Origin of the sequence: Tsukamurella sp. PLM1, from assembly GCF_023168325.1 — a bacterium.
Taxonomy (GTDB): domain Bacteria; phylum Actinomycetota; class Actinomycetes; order Mycobacteriales; family Mycobacteriaceae; genus Tsukamurella.
In genome coordinates this window covers 589,487-605,378 of sequence record NZ_AP025688.1, presented here as the reverse complement: position 1 = coordinate 605,378, position 15,892 = coordinate 589,487, and the positions used below count along the sequence as shown (strand labels likewise).

Below are 15,892 nucleotides of genomic sequence, written 5' to 3'. Positions count from 1 at the left end.
GTCCGCGACTTACCTTCCCCGGCAGGGCTGCCGGAGCAAGTTCCGTGTTGTTGCAGCCAAGGGAGGTGTCGGGAATGTTGTTCATCGGAGACGATTGGGCTGAGGACCATCACGATGTGGAGGTCCAGGACGAACACGGCCGCGTCCTGCGCCGCGCCCGTTTGCGGGAGGGTATCGAGGGCATCACCGCGTTCGGTGAACTCGTCGGCCGGTTCCTGCCCGAGGACGGTGAAGCCGCTGACGTGCTGGTGTGCATCGAGGTCGACCGGGGCCCGTGGGTGAACGCTCTGATCGCCGCCGGGTACCGGGTGTTCGGGGTTGATCCGCGGCAGGCGCATCGGCATCGGGAGATCCTGTCCAGTTCCGGCGCGAAGAGCGATAAGGGTGATGCGCACGCCCTGGCCGACATGGTCCGGGTGCGGCGGCATCAGCTCCTCGAGGCCGGTCGGGACTCGGAGATCTCCGAGGCGGTCAAGGTCGTCACCCGCGCGCATCAGAGCATGATCTGGGACCGCACCCGACACATGCTGCGACTGCGATCAGCTCTGCGGGAGTACTTCCCCGCGATCCTGATCCTCTGTTCGGAGCTGGACCTGGCGTTGACCAGCCGCCCGATTCTGGCGTTGCTGGCCAAGGCACCCGATCCTGGGTCGGCGGCGAAACTCACACCGCGGCAGATCCTCCCGATGTTCAAGGGTTGCCGTAACAAGGACGCCAAAGCGGCTCGGGTGCAGCAGATCCTGCGCGGCGAGCACCTCGGGCAACCTGCTGTGGTCACCGCCGCGTATGCGGCTTCGGTGCGTTCCTCGGTCGCAGTGCTGGGTGTGGTCATCGAGCAGATCACCGTCCTCGAAGAGGAGGTGAAGGCGCATTTTGGCCGGCACCCGGCCGCTGAGATCATCTGCAGCCAGCCCGGCCTCGGACCGATCCTCGGTGCCCGGGTGCTCGCCGAGTTCGGGGACGCTCCCGGCCGCTATCGCAGCGCCAAAGCGCGCAAGAACTACGCCGGGACCAGCCCGATCACCAAACAGTCCGGCAAAACGAGAGTCGTCGCAGCCCGATACGTGCACAACGACCGCCTCATCGACGCGCTCCAGCTGCAGGCTTCCTGCGCCCTGCTGCACGACACAGACGCGAAGACCTACTATGACCAGCTCCGCGCCCGCGGCCTCAAGCACAACCCCGCCCTGCGCCAGCTCGCCAACCGCCTCGTCGGCATCCTCCACGGCTGCCTCATCCACGGTGCCCAATACGACTCGGCAGTCGCATGGGCCCACCGACATCCCGTCGCTGCTTGACACTCAACGTCCAGGGATGTCTGACCCTATACGCCTTCGCCCCGGAACCCGCCTCGCCGGCCGCCGACGCCCTGCGCCTGCTGTCCTCGCTGGTCGCCGACCAGCCCACCAATATCCTCGAAAACCGATAGGAGACTACAACAATGACCCTCAGACCCGACCTCGCAACCGCCCTCCGCCAGGCCCAGGAGATCGAGATCAGCAGCTACCGCAAGGACGGCACGCTCCGCCGCTGGGTGCCGATCTGGTCGGTCCCCGTCGGCGACGCCGTGTACGTCCGCTCGGCCTTCGGGGTCGACGGTGGCTGGTACAAGTGGGCCCGGATCACCGGCGTCGCGCGGGTGCGCGCGAACGGCCTCGAAGCCGATGTGACGCTGGTGCCGGACACCACCGACGAGGTGCAGCGCCTCGTCGACGAGGGATTCGAGACCAAGTACCGCGGCGGCGCAGACGCCCTGCGCACCATGGTCACCGAACCTGCACGCTCCGCGACGGTGCGCCTGGATCCGCCCGCCTGATCCGCCGCTCAGGCCGGCGGATCGACGAACAGGTCGTAGTCGATCGGGTCCTGCCCGCCGTAGGGGCCGAGGTCGGCGACGCCGGCGGCGCGGACGAGTTCGGCGTCGAGGAAGCACCGCCCCGTGACCGAGAGCGGCTGGGCCAGCAGCACCGCCGCCGCGTCGGCCATGATCTGCGGTTCCCGCGCGTGCGCCGTGGCCTCGTCGCCGCCGAGCAGGTTCTGCACCGCCGCAGTCGCGATGGTGGTCTCCGGCCACAGGCAGTTCGCGGCGATGCCCAGATCGGCGAACTCCGCCGCGAATCCCATGGTGAGCAAGGACATCCCGTACTTGCCGAGCATGTACGCCGGGTAGCGGCCCAGCCAGTCGGGCGACAGGTTGAGCGGCGGCGACAACGTGACCACCCGCCCCTGTTCGGCCCGCTCCAGGTGCGGCAGGCACGCCTTGGTCAGTGCGAAGGTGCCGCGTGTGTTCACCTGCTGCGTCAAGTCGTAGCGCTTCATGGTGATCTCGGCGGTGGGGATCGTGCTCAGCACGCTCGCGTTGTTGTTGACGCACACGTCGATGCCGCCGAACCGGTCGCCGGCGGTCGCCACGAGGCGGGCGATGTCGTCGTCGGAGCGAAGGTCGCCGACCACGCCGACGGCGGCCCCCTCGCGGCCGGCGGCACCGCCGATCTCGGCGACGGCGGTGTGGATGGTGCCGGGCAGCCGCGGGTCGGGATCGTCGGTCTTGGCCAGCAGCACCAGATTCGCGCCGCGTTCGGCGAGCGCGACCGCGATCGCCAGCCCGATGCCGCGGCTCCCGCCGGACATGACGACGGTGCGGCCCGCGAACGCCCCGGGGCCCGGCTCGGAGATGAGGGAGGCTGACCTGGTGTTCCTTCCGTCGCGTTCGGCTCTGCCGCCCACGCTAGGTGTACCCGGCCACCACGTTGGTAGCGGCGTGGCTGGTTGAACGAGGGAGAACCTCCGAGTGGGATGTGGCTTGTCTAAGGCCCACACCAACTCGGAGGTTCTCGTGTCCCACGGTAGTGCCCGGCTGACCGTTCATGGTCGGCGGCTGATCATCAAGCGGCATCAGGCCGGCTGGCGTCAAGCCCATATCGCGGCGGCGATGGGCGTGTCCCGCAAGTGCGTCAAGACCTGGATCGACCGCCACGCCGCTGAAGGCGACGCGGGTCTTGTCACGCGGTCCTCGCGGCCACACACGATGCCGACCAAGACCAGCGACGAGGTCGAGCAGAATGTTCTCCGAGCGCGTGCCGAACATCGGGACGGCCCGGATGTCCTCGGCCCGAAGGTCGGGGTGCCCGCGAGGACCGTCTCTCGGATCCTGCGGCGGCACAAGGTGCCGTACTTGCGGGAGTGTGATCCGATCACCGGCGACGTGATCCGCTCGTCCAAACAGACAGCCAAGCGGTATGAGCGTTGCCGTCCAGGCGAACTCGTGCACATGGATGTCAAGAAGCTCGGCCGGATCCTGATGGTGGAGGGTGGCGGGCGCACGGCCGCGGCAGCATCGCCCGCGACCGGAAGGTCAAGCTCGGCTACGACTACATCCACTCCGTCGTCGACGATCACTCCCGCCTGGCCTACAGCGAGGTCCTGCCCGACGAGAAGGGCATCACCTGCGCGGCGTTCCTCGAACGAGCCATCGCCTACTTCGCTGCGCACGGCATCACCCGAATCGAGCGGCTGATGACCGACAACGCCTGGGCCTACCGGTACTCACTGCGCGCTGTCTGCGCCCGGCACGACATCAAGCAGAAGTTCATCAAACCCCACTGCCCGTGGCAGAACGGCAAGGTCGAGCGGTTCAACCGGACTTTGGCGACCGAGTGGGCCTATCGCCGCGTCTACCTCAGCGGCGATGCCCGCACCTCAGCCCTTGCACCGTGGTTGACCTTCTACAACACTGAACGCCGTCACAGCGCACTCGGAGGCCACCCGCCGACCAGCCGCCTGCTACCAACGTGACGGCCGGGTACAGCTAGGAGGTCGACAGGTGCCGCGCCCATGTCCCGAAGGGACCGAACCCGGCCACACGTTTGTCGGTCGCGGGGAACCGCGCAGGTCAGCGCCAGTGCGGTCCGATGATCGCCGGGAACCGCCGGCATAGCAGCAACGCGATCTCCACGTCGAGCCGGCCGTCCTCGAGCGGGCGGCCACGGCGTTCGAGGGCCTTGCGCACGCGGTACTTCACGGTGTTCGTGTGCAGGTGCAGCAGCGGCGCCGCCGCCGTGAAGCTCGACCCCGCCTCCAGGAAGACCTGCAGCGAATGTCGCAGGTGGGCATCGGATTCGGTGGGCTCGGCCAGCGGCCCCAGCACCTCGCGGACCCAGACGTCGGCCGTGGTGAGATCGCCCCCGAGCATCGCCGCGATCGCCACACCGGCGTCGTCCGCGGCGACGGTGACCCGCCCCTCCCCCGCCGCGCGCAGCGCCACCGCGCGGGCGTCACCGGCGAGCACGTGCGAACGGGCGAAGCCCTCGATGCCGCGACGCACCGCGCCGATGGCGAGCGACGGGGCCTGATCGTCGGCGTCGGCGAACCGGCGCAGCGCGTCCACGGCACCGTCGACCGCCTTACCGGACAGGGGATCCAGCCCCACGCCGTCTGCCGGTCGTTCGCCACGAACAGCGGGGCGCGGCGGCGCCGAGCTTCTTCGCCGCGAACTGCAGGAAACGTTCCATGCCGATCAGCTCGCCCCGCTCGAGCACCGGCTGCGGGTACCACATGATGACGGCCAGGCTGTGCCCGCGCAGCGGGTAGCGCAGCGCAGTGCTCAGCTCGTCGACCCTGCGCGGCTCGGTGCCGCGGGCGTCGGCCCCGTCCGCGAGGATCCGGCGGATCTGCTCGCCCCGGATCCGCTCCCGGCTCTCCCGCCACCGGTCGAGCTCCAGCCGGTACACCTCGATGACCTGCTCCGAGATCCAGTCGATGTACTGCGAGGTCGCGGTGAAGGTGGCCTCGAAGACCTCGAGCGCGGTATCGGCGTCGAGGCCGCCGGCGCGGACCTCGGCGAACACCAGGCGCAGCAGTTCCTGCTGGCCGAGGCGGTACGCGCGGACCAGGGCGTTCGGGGTCACGTCGTGCTGGGCGAGGCGGCGCGCGTACTCCAGCGCCGCCACGGGCGCGGTCACGCCGGCCACGTCGATGCCGTGCCGGATCGCGGCGAAGATCGTCACGATGTTGCCGTCGACGCTGGCGCGCAGCAGCTGGACCAACTGCGTGTCGCCGCGCAGCTCCGGGATCTGGGCCAGGATGACGTCCCGCACGGCATCGGTCACCTCGGCGACGCGCGGCTCCATCCGGACGATCACCTCGGCGGCGGCCGTGGACGCGGCGGAACGCTCACTACTGGGCATGACGCCCGAGCGTAGCCCCGCGCACCGTCGGTGATCGCGGATCCGCGGAACCCGATCGTTGTCCGCAGCCGACAAAGCGAACCGAAACCTTGGGCGTCGCGGACGATGTGACCTCCATCACTGAGGCCTAGATTCATCGATGAGCACAACTCCCGCCCACCGAGAGGCCCCCTCCGATGCACCTGGCACTCCTCCCCGCCCACCGGGCGGGCACGGCACCGTCGGCCCCCGCGATCGCAGACGACCGCGCGAGCTACGACAACGCCGCGTTTGAGGAGGTCACGGCGCGGGCAGCGGCGACGCTCGCCGCCCGCGGCGTGGGCCGGGGCGACGTGGTCGCCGTCCTGCTGCCGAACACGGCCGACCTGATCGTCACGCTCTTCGCGGCGTGGCGGCTCGGCGCCGCCGTCACCCCGATCAACCCCGCCCTGACCGCCGACGAGGTGCGCTACCAGGTGACCGACGCCGGCTCGGCGGTGTTGGTGACCGACAACGCCCGCGACGAGGAACTCGGTGCCCCGCTCCTGCTCGCCGCGGACCTCGCGGCCGCCTCCCCGCACCGCCCGCGGCGCCCCAGGACGACGATCTCGCGCTGCTGATCTACACCTCCGGGACGACGGGACGCCCCAAGGGCGTGCGCCTCGATCACGCGAACCTCACCGCGCAGTGCATCTCCGTGATCGCGGCCCTGGGGCTCGGCCCCGCGGACCACAGCCTGTTGATCCTGCCCCTGTTCCACGCCAACGGGATCGTGGTGGGGACGCTGTCACCGCTCCTGGCCGGTGGCCGCACGACGGTGGCCGGCCGGTTCCGGGCGGAGACGTTCTTCGCGCAGGTCGAGCGGGTGCGACCCACGTACTTCTCGGCCGTCCCGACCATCTACCAGATGCTGGCCGACCTGCCGGCCGACGTCCGCCCCGACACCGCGTCGATCCGGTACGGCGTCTGCGGCGCCGCCCCGGCGAGCGTCGAGTTGCTCGCAAAAGTCGAGCAGCGCTTCGGATTCCCCCTCGTCGAGGGCTACGGCCTGTCCGAATGCACGTGTGTGGCCACGGTGAACCCGTTCGACGGGCCGCGCCGGGCCGGCACCGTCGGGCCCGCCATCCCCGGCGTGACCGTGCGGGTCGTGGGTCCCGACGGTGCCGAGCTGCCGGCCGGGGAGCCCGGCGAGGTGCTCATCGCGGGCCCGAACGTGATGCGGGGCTACCTGAACCGCCCCGAGGACACCCGGACGACGCTCGTCGACGGCTGGCTCCGCACCGGCGACATCGGCCGTCTCGACGCCGACGGCTACCTCACCCTCGTGGACCGCGCCAAGGACCTCATCATCCGCGGCGGCGAGAACATCTACCCCAAGGAGATCGAGGCGGTGATCTACCAGCTGCCGCAGGTCGCCGAGGCCGCCGTCGTCGGCCGGCCGGACCCGCGGTTCGGGGAGGTGCCGGTGTTGTTCGTGGCACCGGTCCCCGGCGGTTCGATCGACGCCGACGAGGTCCTCGCCCACGCCGCCTCTCGACTCGCGAAATACAAACTGCCCGCACAGATCACGATCCTGTCGAGCCTGCCGAAGAATCCCGTCGGCAAACTCGACAAACCCACGCTGCGCGGCCGCACCGCACCCCCGGCGCCGACCGCCCACGCCCCGCACCAGTAGTCCAGCATCGTCCGAACGAGGAGAGTCATCATGGGATTCAAGGATCCGGTGTTCCCCGCCGTGGAACCCGAGGAGTTCCTCCAGCGCCCACTCATGGAGCGCATCCGCGTACTCAGCACGCAGTGGGCCGAATTCGGTTTCGGCACACCGTACATGATCCACGTCATCTACGTGTTCAAGCTGTTGGTCTTCTACGGGCTCGGCGGCCTGGCGCTGGCGACTCTGACCTCCGGCATGCAGCCGTTCGCCCTGGGCGAGTGGTGGAATCAGCCCATCGTGTACCAGAAGCTGGTGCTGTGGACGGTGTTGCTGGAGGCGATCGGCATCGCCGGATCATGGGGCCCGCTCGCCGGCAAGGCGAAGCCGATGACCGGCGGAATCCTGTTCTGGGCGCGCCCGGAACGATCCGGTTGCGCCCGTGGAAGTGGGTCCCCGGCACGAACGGTGATCGTCGCACCGTGTTCGACGTCGCCGTGTACCTCGCGATGCTGGTCTCCCTCGTGGTGGCCATCGCACTGCCCGGCGTGGGCGGTCTCGGCGGGTTCGCCGGAGCGATGACCGCGCTCGGGATCGACGCCTCCCACGGCCTCATGCGGCCAGAGCTGCTGATCGCGCCGGTCGCGCTGCTCGTCCTGATCGGCCTGCGCGACAAGACCGTCTTCCTGGCCGCGCGCGGCGAGCAGTACCTGCCCCCGATGCTCGCCTTCGCGATCCTCCCGATGATCTTCGGTGATCACGGCTTCGAGAACATGATCATCGCGCTCAAGCTGGTCATCGGCGTGGTGTGGCTGGGGGCAGGCCTGTCCAAGTGCAACCACCACTTCACCATGGTCATTCCGCCCATGGTCTCGAACAGCCCGCTCGTGCCGGGCAGCTGGTTCAAGAAGCTGCAGTACAAGAACTTCTCCGAAGACATGCGCCCGTCCGGCATCGCTCGGTTCATGGCGCACGGCCCCGGTGTGGTGGTCGAGATCATCGCACCGCTGATCCTGCTGTTCTCGACCAGCCGCACCGTCACCGTCGTGGCGGCCGTGTTCATGTGCCTCTACCACCTGTTCATCATCTCCACCTTCCCGCTGGCCGTGCCGCTGGAGTGGAACCTGCTGTTCGGCTACACCGCGATCTTCCTGTTCATCGGGTTCCCCGCCGACAGCGGCTACGCGCTGTGGGACATGAGCCCGGCGTGGCTGGCGATCCTCATCACCGCGGGACTCGCCTTCTTCCCGGTCCTCGGCAACCTGCGCCCCGACAAGGTCTCGTTCCTGCCGTCGATGCGCCAGTACGCCGGCAACTGGGCCACCGCACTGTGGACCTTCGCGCCGGGAGCGGAGGAGAAGCTGAACCGGGTGACCCGCTCGGCCCCCAACCAGATCGACCAGTTCATCGCGGCCGGCTACCCGCCGCTGTGGGCGGAGATCACCCTGCAGATGACCATCGGGTGGCGTTCGCTGCACAGCCAGGGCCGCGGCCTGTTCTCGGTGCTGCTCGCCACCCTGCCCGACATCGACCGACGCACCGTCCGCGAGGCCGAGTTCCTCTGCAACTCGATCATCGGGTTCAACTTCGGCGATGGGCACCTGCACAACGAGGACATGATCCGCGCCGTGCAGGACGAGGCGCGGTTCGAGCCCGGCGAGTGCGTCATCGTGTGGGTCGAATCCCAGCCAGTGCACAAGAAGACACAGGCCTACAAGGTGATCGACGCCGCCCTCGGTGTGGTCGAGGAGGGCACCTGGAACGTGCACGAGGTCGTCGAAACCCAGCCCTGGCTGCCCGACGGCCCCGCGCCGCACACCCCCACCTGGTCGACCATCCGCACCAGCACGCCCAGCGACGATCGCCCGGTGGTCGGAGCATGACCACCGCCACCGTCGTCGGTGCCGGTCCCAACGGGCTGGCGGCCGCGATCACCCTGGCCCGGGCCGGCGTGGACGTCACGCTCCTCGAGGCGTCCGGCACCGTCGGCGGTGGCACCCGATCGTTCGAGGGGATCGTCCCCGGACTGATCCACGACCACTGCGCCGCGATGCATCCCATGGCGGTCGGCTCTCCGTTCCTGAACTCGCTCGACCTCGCGCGGCACGGCCTGCGCTGGCGCTCCGCCGAGATCGATTGCGTGCAGCCGCTCGACGACGGCACCGGCGGCGTGCTGCGGCGGTCCGTCTCCGAGACCGCCGCCGGATTCGGGCCCGACGGTGCGCTGTGGCGGGCCCTGTTCGCGCACACCGTCGAGCACATCGACGAGGTGGGACCGGCGATCCTGTCACCACTGCTGCGGGTGCCGCAGCACCCCGTCCACCTGGCCCGGTTCGGCGCTCCGGCGCCGCTGCCGGCCTCCGCCCTGGCGCGGGCCTTCCGCACCCCGCAGGCCCGGGCCCTGTGGGGCGGTGTCGCGGCGCACACGTTCCGACCGCTGCACCAGCCGATGACGTCCGCGATCGGCCTGGGCCTGCTCTCGGCCGGGCACGCCTACGGCTGGCAGGTGGCCGAGGGCGGTTCGGGCGCCATCGCCGCCGCCCTCGCGGCCGAGCTCACCGAGCTCGGTGGCGACATCGAGACGGGCGCGCGGGTGACATCGCTCGCCGAGCTCCCGCCCAGCGACCTCGTGCTGTTCGACCTGGATCCCGCGCAGGTCGCGGCCATCGCCGGCGAGGTCATGCCGACGCGGATCCGACGCGCTTTCCAGCGGTTCCGCCGCGGGCCCGGCGCCTTCAAGGTCGACTTCGCCGTCGAGGGCGGCGTCCCCTGGACCAACCCCGACGCCCGCCGCTCCAGCACCGTCCACCTCGGCGGCGACTACGCCGAGACGGCGGCGACCGAACGCGAGATCGCCGCCGGCCGGATGCCCGACCGGCCCTTCGTGCTCGTCGGCCAGCAGTACCTCGCCGACCCCACCCGCAGCGCCGGCACCATCCACCCCGTCTGGAGCTACGCCCACGTGCCGCACGGCTACACCGGCGACGCCACCGAGAAGATCATCACCCAGATCGAACGCTTCGCCCCCGGCTTCCGCGACCGCATCATCGGCACCGCCGTCTGCTCCACCACCGAAATGTCCCGCTACAACGCCAACTTCGTCGGCGGCGACATCAACACCGGATCCAAGGACCCGCTCCAACTCGCCTTCGGTCCCCGGATCACCCTGCAGCCCTACGACACCGGCGTCCCCGGCATGTACATCTGCTCTGCGGCAACCCCACCCGGCCCCGCCGCCCACGGCATGTGCGGACACCACGCCGCCACCCGCGCGCTGGCGAAACTGCGCACCACCCGGACCGGCGGGGTGCGGCGGACCGTCAGGCCTTGATCTGCGCGGGACGGGCACCGGCCGGACCGGCGAACACCGTCCGGCCGAGGGCCTGCCACACCAGCAGGACCGCGCCGAGGAAGATCGACACCGCGCCGGCGGGCACGTCGACGATCCAGTAGAAGGCGGCACCGATCACGATCATCGCGACACCGATCCCGACCGACACGCGCAGGCTCTGCTTCGCCATCGGGATCATCTTCCGGCCGGTGGTCCACAGGCTCACGGGCGTGCGGCGCAGCACCTCGGTGATCGCGGCCGTGAAGAACACCGTGACCACGAAGGTGACGACGGTGACGATCGGGGCGTAGACGTCGAACCGGAACCGGTGGATCGTGGGCGCCAGCTCCTGCAGCGCGAACGCGTGCACCAGGAAGATGCCGAACGAGCGGTCGGAGGCGGTCGAGAGGAACTTGTCCCAGAACGAGCCCGCTGTGCGGTGGTCGGACCAGTACGTGCCCGCGGCGTACAGCGCCATGATGATCATGACGAACATCGCCGCGGCGTACGGGCGGAAGACGTTGGCGGCGTCGGTGGGGAACATCCCCTCCATGCTCACCTTGTGGCCGTAGGTGATCAGCGTGGCGGCGATGACGCCGAGGGCCAGCACGATGATCCGGCCGCGGAACCGGACCACCCACGCGCGCATGCCCTCCAGGTGCATCGCGGCGACACAGCCGAGCAGCGTGAAGAACTGGTACGGGAAGACCGTTGCCGGCAGGTGGTTCCACAGCTTGGCCAGGAGGCCGTAGTTGAAGATCTCGGGGCGCAGGGTGGTCATGTAGTGCAGCAGCACCAGGTGGAAGACGAGGCTGCCCGCGAGGAGGTAGCGGTGATAGCCCCAGGTCCAGCGGAGGAACTTCAGGAGGAACGGGAAGATCAGATACACCTGCATCGTCACGAAGACGAAGTACAGGTGGTACCAGGCGTCGCCGGTCAGCAGGTCGTACGCGAGCACCTTGAGCGCCGCGACGGTGCCCTCCCACGTCTCGAACGTGCGCGGGATGTTCGAGAACGCCGGCGGCCACATGACGTACATGTGGTACAGCCAGTAGAAGACCGTCCACGCGACGAACGGCAGGCCCACCGCCTTGTACCGGCGGCGCCAGAAGTCGACGGCGTTCAGCTTGCGGTCGCGGTACTGGTAGACCAGCACGAACCCGGTCAGCGCGAAGAACGCGTTGCGGGTGTAATGGAACATCGTCTGGATCGCGTTCGACGCGACGCTGAACGGGAACGTGGTGCCCGAGACGCAGTGGTCGAAGATCACGCCGGCGAAGGTGACGATGCGGACGACGTCCAGCTCGTAGAGGTGGCCGCCCTGTTTCTTCGGCTTGGGGGCGCCGCGTCCGCGGGCTCGGCCGTCGGCTCGGCGCCGCGTTCGCTCATCGTCTGGTCCACCACTGATTAAACAATCCTCAATACACCACAGCAATACCTGGTCACAGGCCCTTTGTACGGTAGCCGTTGGCACAGCGAGGCTCCAACTCAGACGCGCACCTCCCAGGAGACTGCCAGGTGGCGCCCGGCTCAGTTGGCGGTCCAGCCGCCGTCCATCGTGTACGAGGCGCCGGTGACCATCGCCGCGCCCGGGGCGCACAGCCACGAGACGAGGCCCGCCACCTCGTCGGGCTCGATCAGCCGCTTGATCGCGGGCCGGGCCAGGAACACTTCCTCGGTCACCTGCTGCTCGGTGATGCCGTGCGCGGCGGCCTGCTCGGCGATCTGTTTCGCGACGAGCGCCGTGCGCACGTACCCGGGATTGACGCAGTTGCTGGTGACGCCGTGCTCGCCGCCCTCCAGCGCCGTGACCTTCGACAGTCCTTCCACGCCGTGTTTCGCCGCGACGTACGCGGCCTTGTACTTCGATGCGCGCAGCCCGTGCACCGACGAGACGTGGACGATCCGGCCGAAGCCCCGCTCGTACATGCCCGGCAGCACCGCGCGGGTCAGCAGGAACGGCGCCTCCAGCATCAGGGCGACGATGCGGTGGAACCACTGCGGCTCGAAGTCCTCGATCGGCGCGACGTGCTGGACCCCGGCATTGCTGACCAGGACGTCGGCGTCCAGGCGCAGGTCCGCGAGCCCGACGGTGTCGGTCAGGTCCAGTTCCAGGGCGCTCCCGCCGATCTCCCGGGCCACCTCGGCGGCCGCCGCACCGTCGCGATCGACGACGGTGACCGAGGCACCGTCGGCGGCGAGCCGGCGCGCGACGGCCGCCCCGATCCCCGCGGCCCCGCCGGTGACGACCGCCTTCACGCGCGGGTCCCGGCGGACTGCTGCGCCTGCAGCGCGGCCCGGTCCTCCGCGTCGATCGTGGCCAGGTCGATGCCCTTGGTCTCGCGGACGAAGAAGACGGCGAGGAAGGTGATGCCGCACGCGAGCGCGAGGTAGACCGCCACCGGCACCGACGAGCCGAAGTCCTTGAGCAGCTTGGTGGCGATGATCGGGGCCAGCGAACCGGCGACGACCGAGGTGACCTGCGCGGCGACCGAGACGCCCGAGTAGCGCATGCGGGTCGGGAAGGACTCCGCCATGATCGCCGGCTGCGGCGCGTACATCAGCGCGTGGAAGACCAGGCCGATCGTCACGGCGGCGACGACCACCGCGCCGTGTCCCGTGTCGAACATCGGGAAGGCGAAGAAGCCCCACGTCGCGGCGAGCGCGGCACCGGCCCAGTAGACGGGGCGGCGGCCGACCCGGTCGGTGAGCGCGCCCGCGACGGGCATGACCGCGAAGTGCACCGCGTGCGCGATGAGCAGCCACATCAGGATGTCGGAGGTGTCCATCTTCACGACGGTCTTGAGGTACGTGATCGAGAAGGTGACCACGAGGTAGTAGAAGATGTTCTCGCCGAAGCGCAGGCCCATGGCCGAGAGCACGCCGCGGGGGTAGCGCTTGACGACCTCGATGACGCCGTACGAGACGGCCTTCTCCCGCTCGATCTCCTGCTGGGCCTCCTTGAACAGCGGCGACTCGTCGACCTGGGTGCGGATGTAGTAGCCCACCAGCACGATCACGGCGGACAGCCAGAACGCCACGCGCCAGCCCCATGCGAGGAAGTCGGCCTCGGACAGCGCGTTGGTCAGGATCAGCAGCACGACGGTGGCCGCCAGGTTGCCGCCCGGCACGCCGGCCTGCGGCCACGACGCCCAGAAGCCGCGCCGGGCGTTCGGGCTGTGCTCGGCGACGAGCAGCACGGCGCCGCCCCATTCGCCGCCCACCGCGAAGCCCTGGATGAAGCGCAGCACCACGAGCAGGAAGGGCGCCCAGTAGCCGATCTGGTCGAAGGTGGGCAGGCAGCCCATGAGGAAGGTGGCGACGCCGACCATGAGGATCGAGACCTGCAGGAGCTTCTTGCGGCCGAGCTTGTCGCCCAGGTGACCGAAGACGATGCCGCCGACCGGGCGGGCCGCGAAGCCCACCGCATAGGTCACGAACGCCGCGATGATCGCGTCGTACTCGCTGGTGCCCGCCTTGAAGAAGATCTTGTTGAACACCACCGTGGCGGCGATGCCGTAGAGGAAGAACTCGTACCACTCGACGACGGTCCCGGCCATCGAGGCGGCGACGATCTTCCGGAGCCCGCGCGGCTGCTGCAGGTCGGTCTGCGTCATATCCACTCCTTGTGTGACGGATCACGGCGACGACTGGATGTGACGCACGCCATGTTCGACGAAGTATGTATGGATAAAATCGCAGACACAATGACCACCACCGCCGATCCGATCTGCGTTCATGCACACCGTCCCTGACCCCAGCGCGGACGGCCTCCTCACGTTGCTCGCGGTCGCCCGCACCGGCCGCTACACCGCGGCGGCCGACCTCCTGGGGATCAACCACACCACCGCGTCCCGGCGCGTGGCCGCGCTGGAGCACGCGCTCGGCGGGGCGCTCCTGGCCCGCGCCGCCGGCGGGTGGGAGCTCACCGACCTCGGACGCACCGCCGTCCGCGCGGCCGAGCGGATCGAGGCGACCCTGCAGGACCTGCACGCCGACACCGACGACGACCTGCACGGGACCGTCCGCATCGCCGCGACCGACGGCTTCAGCGCGCGCGTCGTGGCGCCCGCGGTCGCGCGGCTGGGGCGGACGCATCCGCGGCTGTCGGTGGACCTGCTCACCGTGACCAGGCGCGCACCGTCGACCCGGTCCGGGTGGACATCGAGGTGGTGGTGGGCCGCCCCACCACCTACCGGGTCGAGCCCGCGCCGCTCGCCCCGTACCGGCTCGGCCTGTACGGATCGCGGGAGTTCCTGGCGGCCGAGGGGACGCCACGCCGCCGCGCCGATCTGACCGGGCGGCCGCTCATCTACTTCATCGACGCGATGCTCACCGTCGACGACCTGGACCAGGCGCGGCTCCTGGTGCCCGAGATGACCGACCGGCTCAGCTCGACCAACGTGCTCGTGCACGTGGAGGCCACGGCGGCCGGCGCCGGCCTCGGACTACTCCCCTGCTTCCTGGCCGACACCCACCCGGACCTGGTCCGCGTGCTGCCCGACGACGTGTCGGCGCAGCTGGAGTACTGGATGGTGGTGCGGCCCGAGGCCGCGGGCCGGCGCGAGACGGCGGCCGTCGCGGCCGCCCTCCGGGAGCAGGTCGACGGTATGCGCGCCGTCCTGCTCGGAATCCACTGAGCGCTACAGCAGCTCGTCGACGCGGATGTGACCGTCCTGCAGCAGTCGCGCGGCGAGCGCCGTCTTCGTGGCGGCGCCGCGTCCGGCGGCCGAGTACTTCGAGCGCACGCGCGCCACGTGTTCGGCCACCGTGCACTCCGCGATGAACAGGGCACGTGCCGCCGCGGCCTTGCTGTCGGTGCGGAACCAGGCCCGGAGCACCTCGACCTCCCGGTCGGTCAGCCCCACCTCGTCGCACGGATCGCCCGCGCCCCTCGTGATCACCGCTGCGGCCATCTCCCCACCTCCGATTCGTCCGAATCGACCGTAACCGGGGCTGGCGCGCCGCGAAAGCGGGTCCGTCCCGCCGGGGAAATCCCCCTCACCCATGCCCAGCACAACGAATCAGTGCATCGGGCATTACCTTTCGATGATTCGGACACGGTCGCCACCGCGGCGTATGTTCATCGCATGACCGGAACCGAAGCGGTCGTCGAGCCTCCGGCGAACCGCGCGTCGCACACCGTCGGCATCGTCGAGGACCACGCGCTGATCGTGCTCGGATTCGAGGCCAGCCTCGCATCCGCCGACGGCCTCGAATTCGTGGGCCACGCGGCCGGGGTGGACGAGCTGCTGGCCCGCGCCGTCCCCGACGTGGTGGTGCTGGACCTGCTGCTCGCCGACGGCACCGCGCCCGAGGCCAACATCGAGAAGCTGCACGCCGCGGGCGCCCGCGTGCTGGTGTACACCGGCAGCTTCGACACCGACCCGTACCTGGCGCGCCAGGCCGCCCGGGCGGGCGTGTGGGGCATCGTCCCGAAGACGGTGAGCCGCGCCGAGCTCGTCCAGGCGGTGCGGGACACCGCGGCCGGTCGTCCCGTGGTGACCACCGAATGGGCGGCGGCGATCGACGGCGACCCCGACTTCGCCGCGGTGGGGCTGAGCCCGCAACAACGGGAGGTGCTGGCGTTGTACGCGTCGGGCGAGACCACCACCCGCGTCGCGGAGCTGACCGCCCTCTCGCCGAAGACGGTGGAGAGCTACATCGACCGGATCCGCGGCAAGTACGCGCTGCAGGCCGGCCCGCCGGCACCAAACTGGACATGTACCAGCGCGCCGTGGAGGA

At 69.9% G+C, this 15,892-nt stretch carries 14 protein-coding genes and 3 pseudogenes; 9 read left to right on the top strand and 8 right to left on the bottom strand.

Annotation, left to right across the window (positions count from 1 at the left end):
• The first annotated feature begins 74 nt into the window (after positions 1 to 74).
• The 3 genes from MTP03_RS03180 to MTP03_RS03175 are packed head-to-tail and all read left to right on the top strand — an operon-like array spanning position 75 to position 1,816.
• The gene (locus MTP03_RS03180; protein ID WP_248489267.1) at positions 75 to 1,298 is read left to right on the top strand and encodes an IS110 family transposase; all 1,224 of its coding nucleotides are present in this window, start codon (positions 75 to 77) and stop codon (positions 1,296 to 1,298) included.
• Entirely contained in the window at positions 1,295 to 1,429 is a 135-nt protein-coding gene (locus MTP03_RS22550) for a hypothetical protein (protein ID WP_256465211.1), read from the top strand. Before MTP03_RS03180 ends, MTP03_RS22550 begins: the two co-directional genes overlap by 4 nt.
• Before the next feature lie 12 nt (positions 1,430 to 1,441).
• A complete protein-coding gene (locus MTP03_RS03175; RefSeq protein ID WP_248490693.1) occupies positions 1,442 to 1,816 on the top strand; it encodes a DUF2255 family protein in 375 nt (124 codons plus the stop codon).
• Between the two features lie 8 nt (positions 1,817 to 1,824).
• Here MTP03_RS03175 and MTP03_RS03170 read toward each other — a convergent pair whose 3' ends face one another.
• Positions 1,825 to 2,631 (bottom strand): SDR family oxidoreductase, encoded by an 807-nt coding sequence (locus tag MTP03_RS03170; RefSeq protein ID WP_248490691.1) that lies wholly within the window; start codon positions 2,629 to 2,631, stop codon positions 1,825 to 1,827.
• Positions 2,632 to 2,836: 205 nt separating this feature from the next.
• Here MTP03_RS03170 and MTP03_RS03165 point away from each other — a divergent pair.
• Positions 2,837 to 3,795, top strand: a pseudogene (locus tag MTP03_RS03165) (IS481 family transposase).
• Between the two features lie 97 nt (positions 3,796 to 3,892).
• Here the strand turns inward: MTP03_RS03165 and MTP03_RS03160 are convergent.
• Positions 3,893 to 4,429, bottom strand: coding sequence for a CdaR family transcriptional regulator (locus MTP03_RS03160; RefSeq protein ID WP_248490689.1), 537 nt, complete (start codon positions 4,427 to 4,429; stop codon positions 3,893 to 3,895).
• Complete coding sequence (locus MTP03_RS03155) at positions 4,404 to 5,186, bottom strand: hypothetical protein (protein ID WP_248490686.1); 783 nt, start codon at positions 5,184 to 5,186, stop codon at positions 4,404 to 4,406. Before MTP03_RS03155 ends, MTP03_RS03160 begins: the two co-directional genes overlap by 26 nt.
• Before the next feature lie 176 nt (positions 5,187 to 5,362).
• Between MTP03_RS03155 and MTP03_RS23310 the strand changes: the two genes are divergently transcribed.
• The 4 genes and pseudogenes from MTP03_RS23310 to MTP03_RS03140 all read left to right on the top strand — a co-directional run bounded on the left by MTP03_RS23310 (position 5,363) and on the right by MTP03_RS03140 (position 10,147).
• A complete protein-coding gene (locus tag MTP03_RS23310; RefSeq protein ID WP_371820869.1) occupies positions 5,363 to 5,785 on the top strand; it encodes an AMP-binding protein in 423 nt (140 codons plus the stop codon).
• The gene (locus MTP03_RS03150) at positions 5,779 to 6,840 is read left to right on the top strand and encodes a class I adenylate-forming enzyme family protein (protein WP_371820950.1); all 1,062 of its coding nucleotides are present in this window, start codon (positions 5,779 to 5,781) and stop codon (positions 6,838 to 6,840) included. Before MTP03_RS23310 ends, MTP03_RS03150 begins: the two co-directional genes overlap by 7 nt.
• A gap of 30 nt (positions 6,841 to 6,870) precedes the next feature.
• Positions 6,871 to 8,699 (top strand): annotated as a pseudogene (locus tag MTP03_RS03145) (DUF3556 domain-containing protein).
• Positions 8,696 to 10,147 (top strand): NAD(P)/FAD-dependent oxidoreductase, encoded by a 1,452-nt coding sequence (locus tag MTP03_RS03140; RefSeq protein WP_248490685.1) that lies wholly within the window; start codon positions 8,696 to 8,698, stop codon positions 10,145 to 10,147. The pseudogene MTP03_RS03145 and the gene MTP03_RS03140 overlap by 4 nt, the downstream one beginning before the upstream one ends.
• Here MTP03_RS03140 and MTP03_RS03135 read toward each other — a convergent pair.
• From MTP03_RS03135 to MTP03_RS03125, 3 genes are all read right to left on the bottom strand, one after another.
• Positions 10,137 to 11,582 carry an acyltransferase gene (locus tag MTP03_RS03135; protein WP_248490683.1) on the bottom strand — a complete coding sequence of 482 codons (1,446 nt, stop codon included), beginning with the start codon at positions 11,580 to 11,582 and terminating at the stop codon, positions 10,137 to 10,139. The genes MTP03_RS03140 and MTP03_RS03135 overlap by 11 nt on opposite strands.
• Positions 11,583 to 11,677: 95 nt before the next feature.
• Positions 11,678 to 12,406: an SDR family NAD(P)-dependent oxidoreductase gene (locus MTP03_RS03130; RefSeq protein WP_248490682.1), complete on the bottom strand. Its 729-nt coding sequence runs from the start codon at positions 12,404 to 12,406 to the stop codon at positions 11,678 to 11,680.
• A complete protein-coding gene (locus tag MTP03_RS03125; RefSeq protein ID WP_248490681.1) occupies positions 12,403 to 13,764 on the bottom strand; it encodes an MFS transporter in 1,362 nt (453 codons plus the stop codon). Before MTP03_RS03125 ends, MTP03_RS03130 begins: the two co-directional genes overlap by 4 nt.
• 121 nt (positions 13,765 to 13,885) lie before the next feature.
• Between MTP03_RS03125 and MTP03_RS03120 the strand changes: the two are divergent.
• A pseudogene (locus MTP03_RS03120) lies at positions 13,886 to 14,787 on the top strand (LysR family transcriptional regulator).
• A 3-nt stretch (positions 14,788 to 14,790) separates the two neighbouring features.
• Here MTP03_RS03120 and MTP03_RS03115 read toward each other — a convergent pair.
• Both MTP03_RS03115 and MTP03_RS23305 read right to left on the bottom strand, forming a co-directional pair.
• Positions 14,791 to 15,063 (bottom strand): LuxR C-terminal-related transcriptional regulator, encoded by a 273-nt coding sequence (locus MTP03_RS03115; protein ID WP_248490680.1) that lies wholly within the window; start codon positions 15,061 to 15,063, stop codon positions 14,791 to 14,793.
• A 167-nt stretch (positions 15,064 to 15,230) separates the two neighbouring features.
• Entirely contained in the window at positions 15,231 to 15,761 is a 531-nt protein-coding gene (locus MTP03_RS23305; protein WP_371820868.1) for a hypothetical protein, read from the bottom strand.
• Between the last annotated feature and the right edge of the window lie 131 nt (positions 15,762 to 15,892).

Excerpts from the sequence above, each read along its gene's own strand:
- MTP03_RS03170 (WP_248490691.1), bottom strand. The coding sequence starts at position 2,631 with ATGTCCGGCGGGAGCCGCGGCATCGGGCTGGCGATCGCGGTCGCGCTC.
- MTP03_RS03140 (WP_248490685.1), top strand. The coding sequence starts at position 8,696 with ATGACCACCGCCACCGTCGTCGGTGCCGGTCCCAACGGGCTGGCGGCC.
- MTP03_RS03175 (WP_248490693.1), top strand. The coding sequence starts at position 1,442 with ATGACCCTCAGACCCGACCTCGCAACCGCCCTCCGCCAGGCCCAGGAG.
- MTP03_RS23310 (WP_371820869.1), top strand. The coding sequence starts at position 5,363 with ATGCACCTGGCACTCCTCCCCGCCCACCGGGCGGGCACGGCACCGTCG.
- MTP03_RS03155 (WP_248490686.1), bottom strand. The coding sequence starts at position 5,186 with ATGCCCAGTAGTGAGCGTTCCGCCGCGTCCACGGCCGCCGCCGAGGTG.
- MTP03_RS03115 (WP_248490680.1), bottom strand. The coding sequence starts at position 15,063 with ATGGCCGCAGCGGTGATCACGAGGGGCGCGGGCGATCCGTGCGACGAG.
- MTP03_RS03180 (WP_248489267.1), top strand. The coding sequence starts at position 75 with ATGTTGTTCATCGGAGACGATTGGGCTGAGGACCATCACGATGTGGAG.
- MTP03_RS03125 (WP_248490681.1), bottom strand. The coding sequence starts at position 13,764 with ATGACGCAGACCGACCTGCAGCAGCCGCGCGGGCTCCGGAAGATCGTC.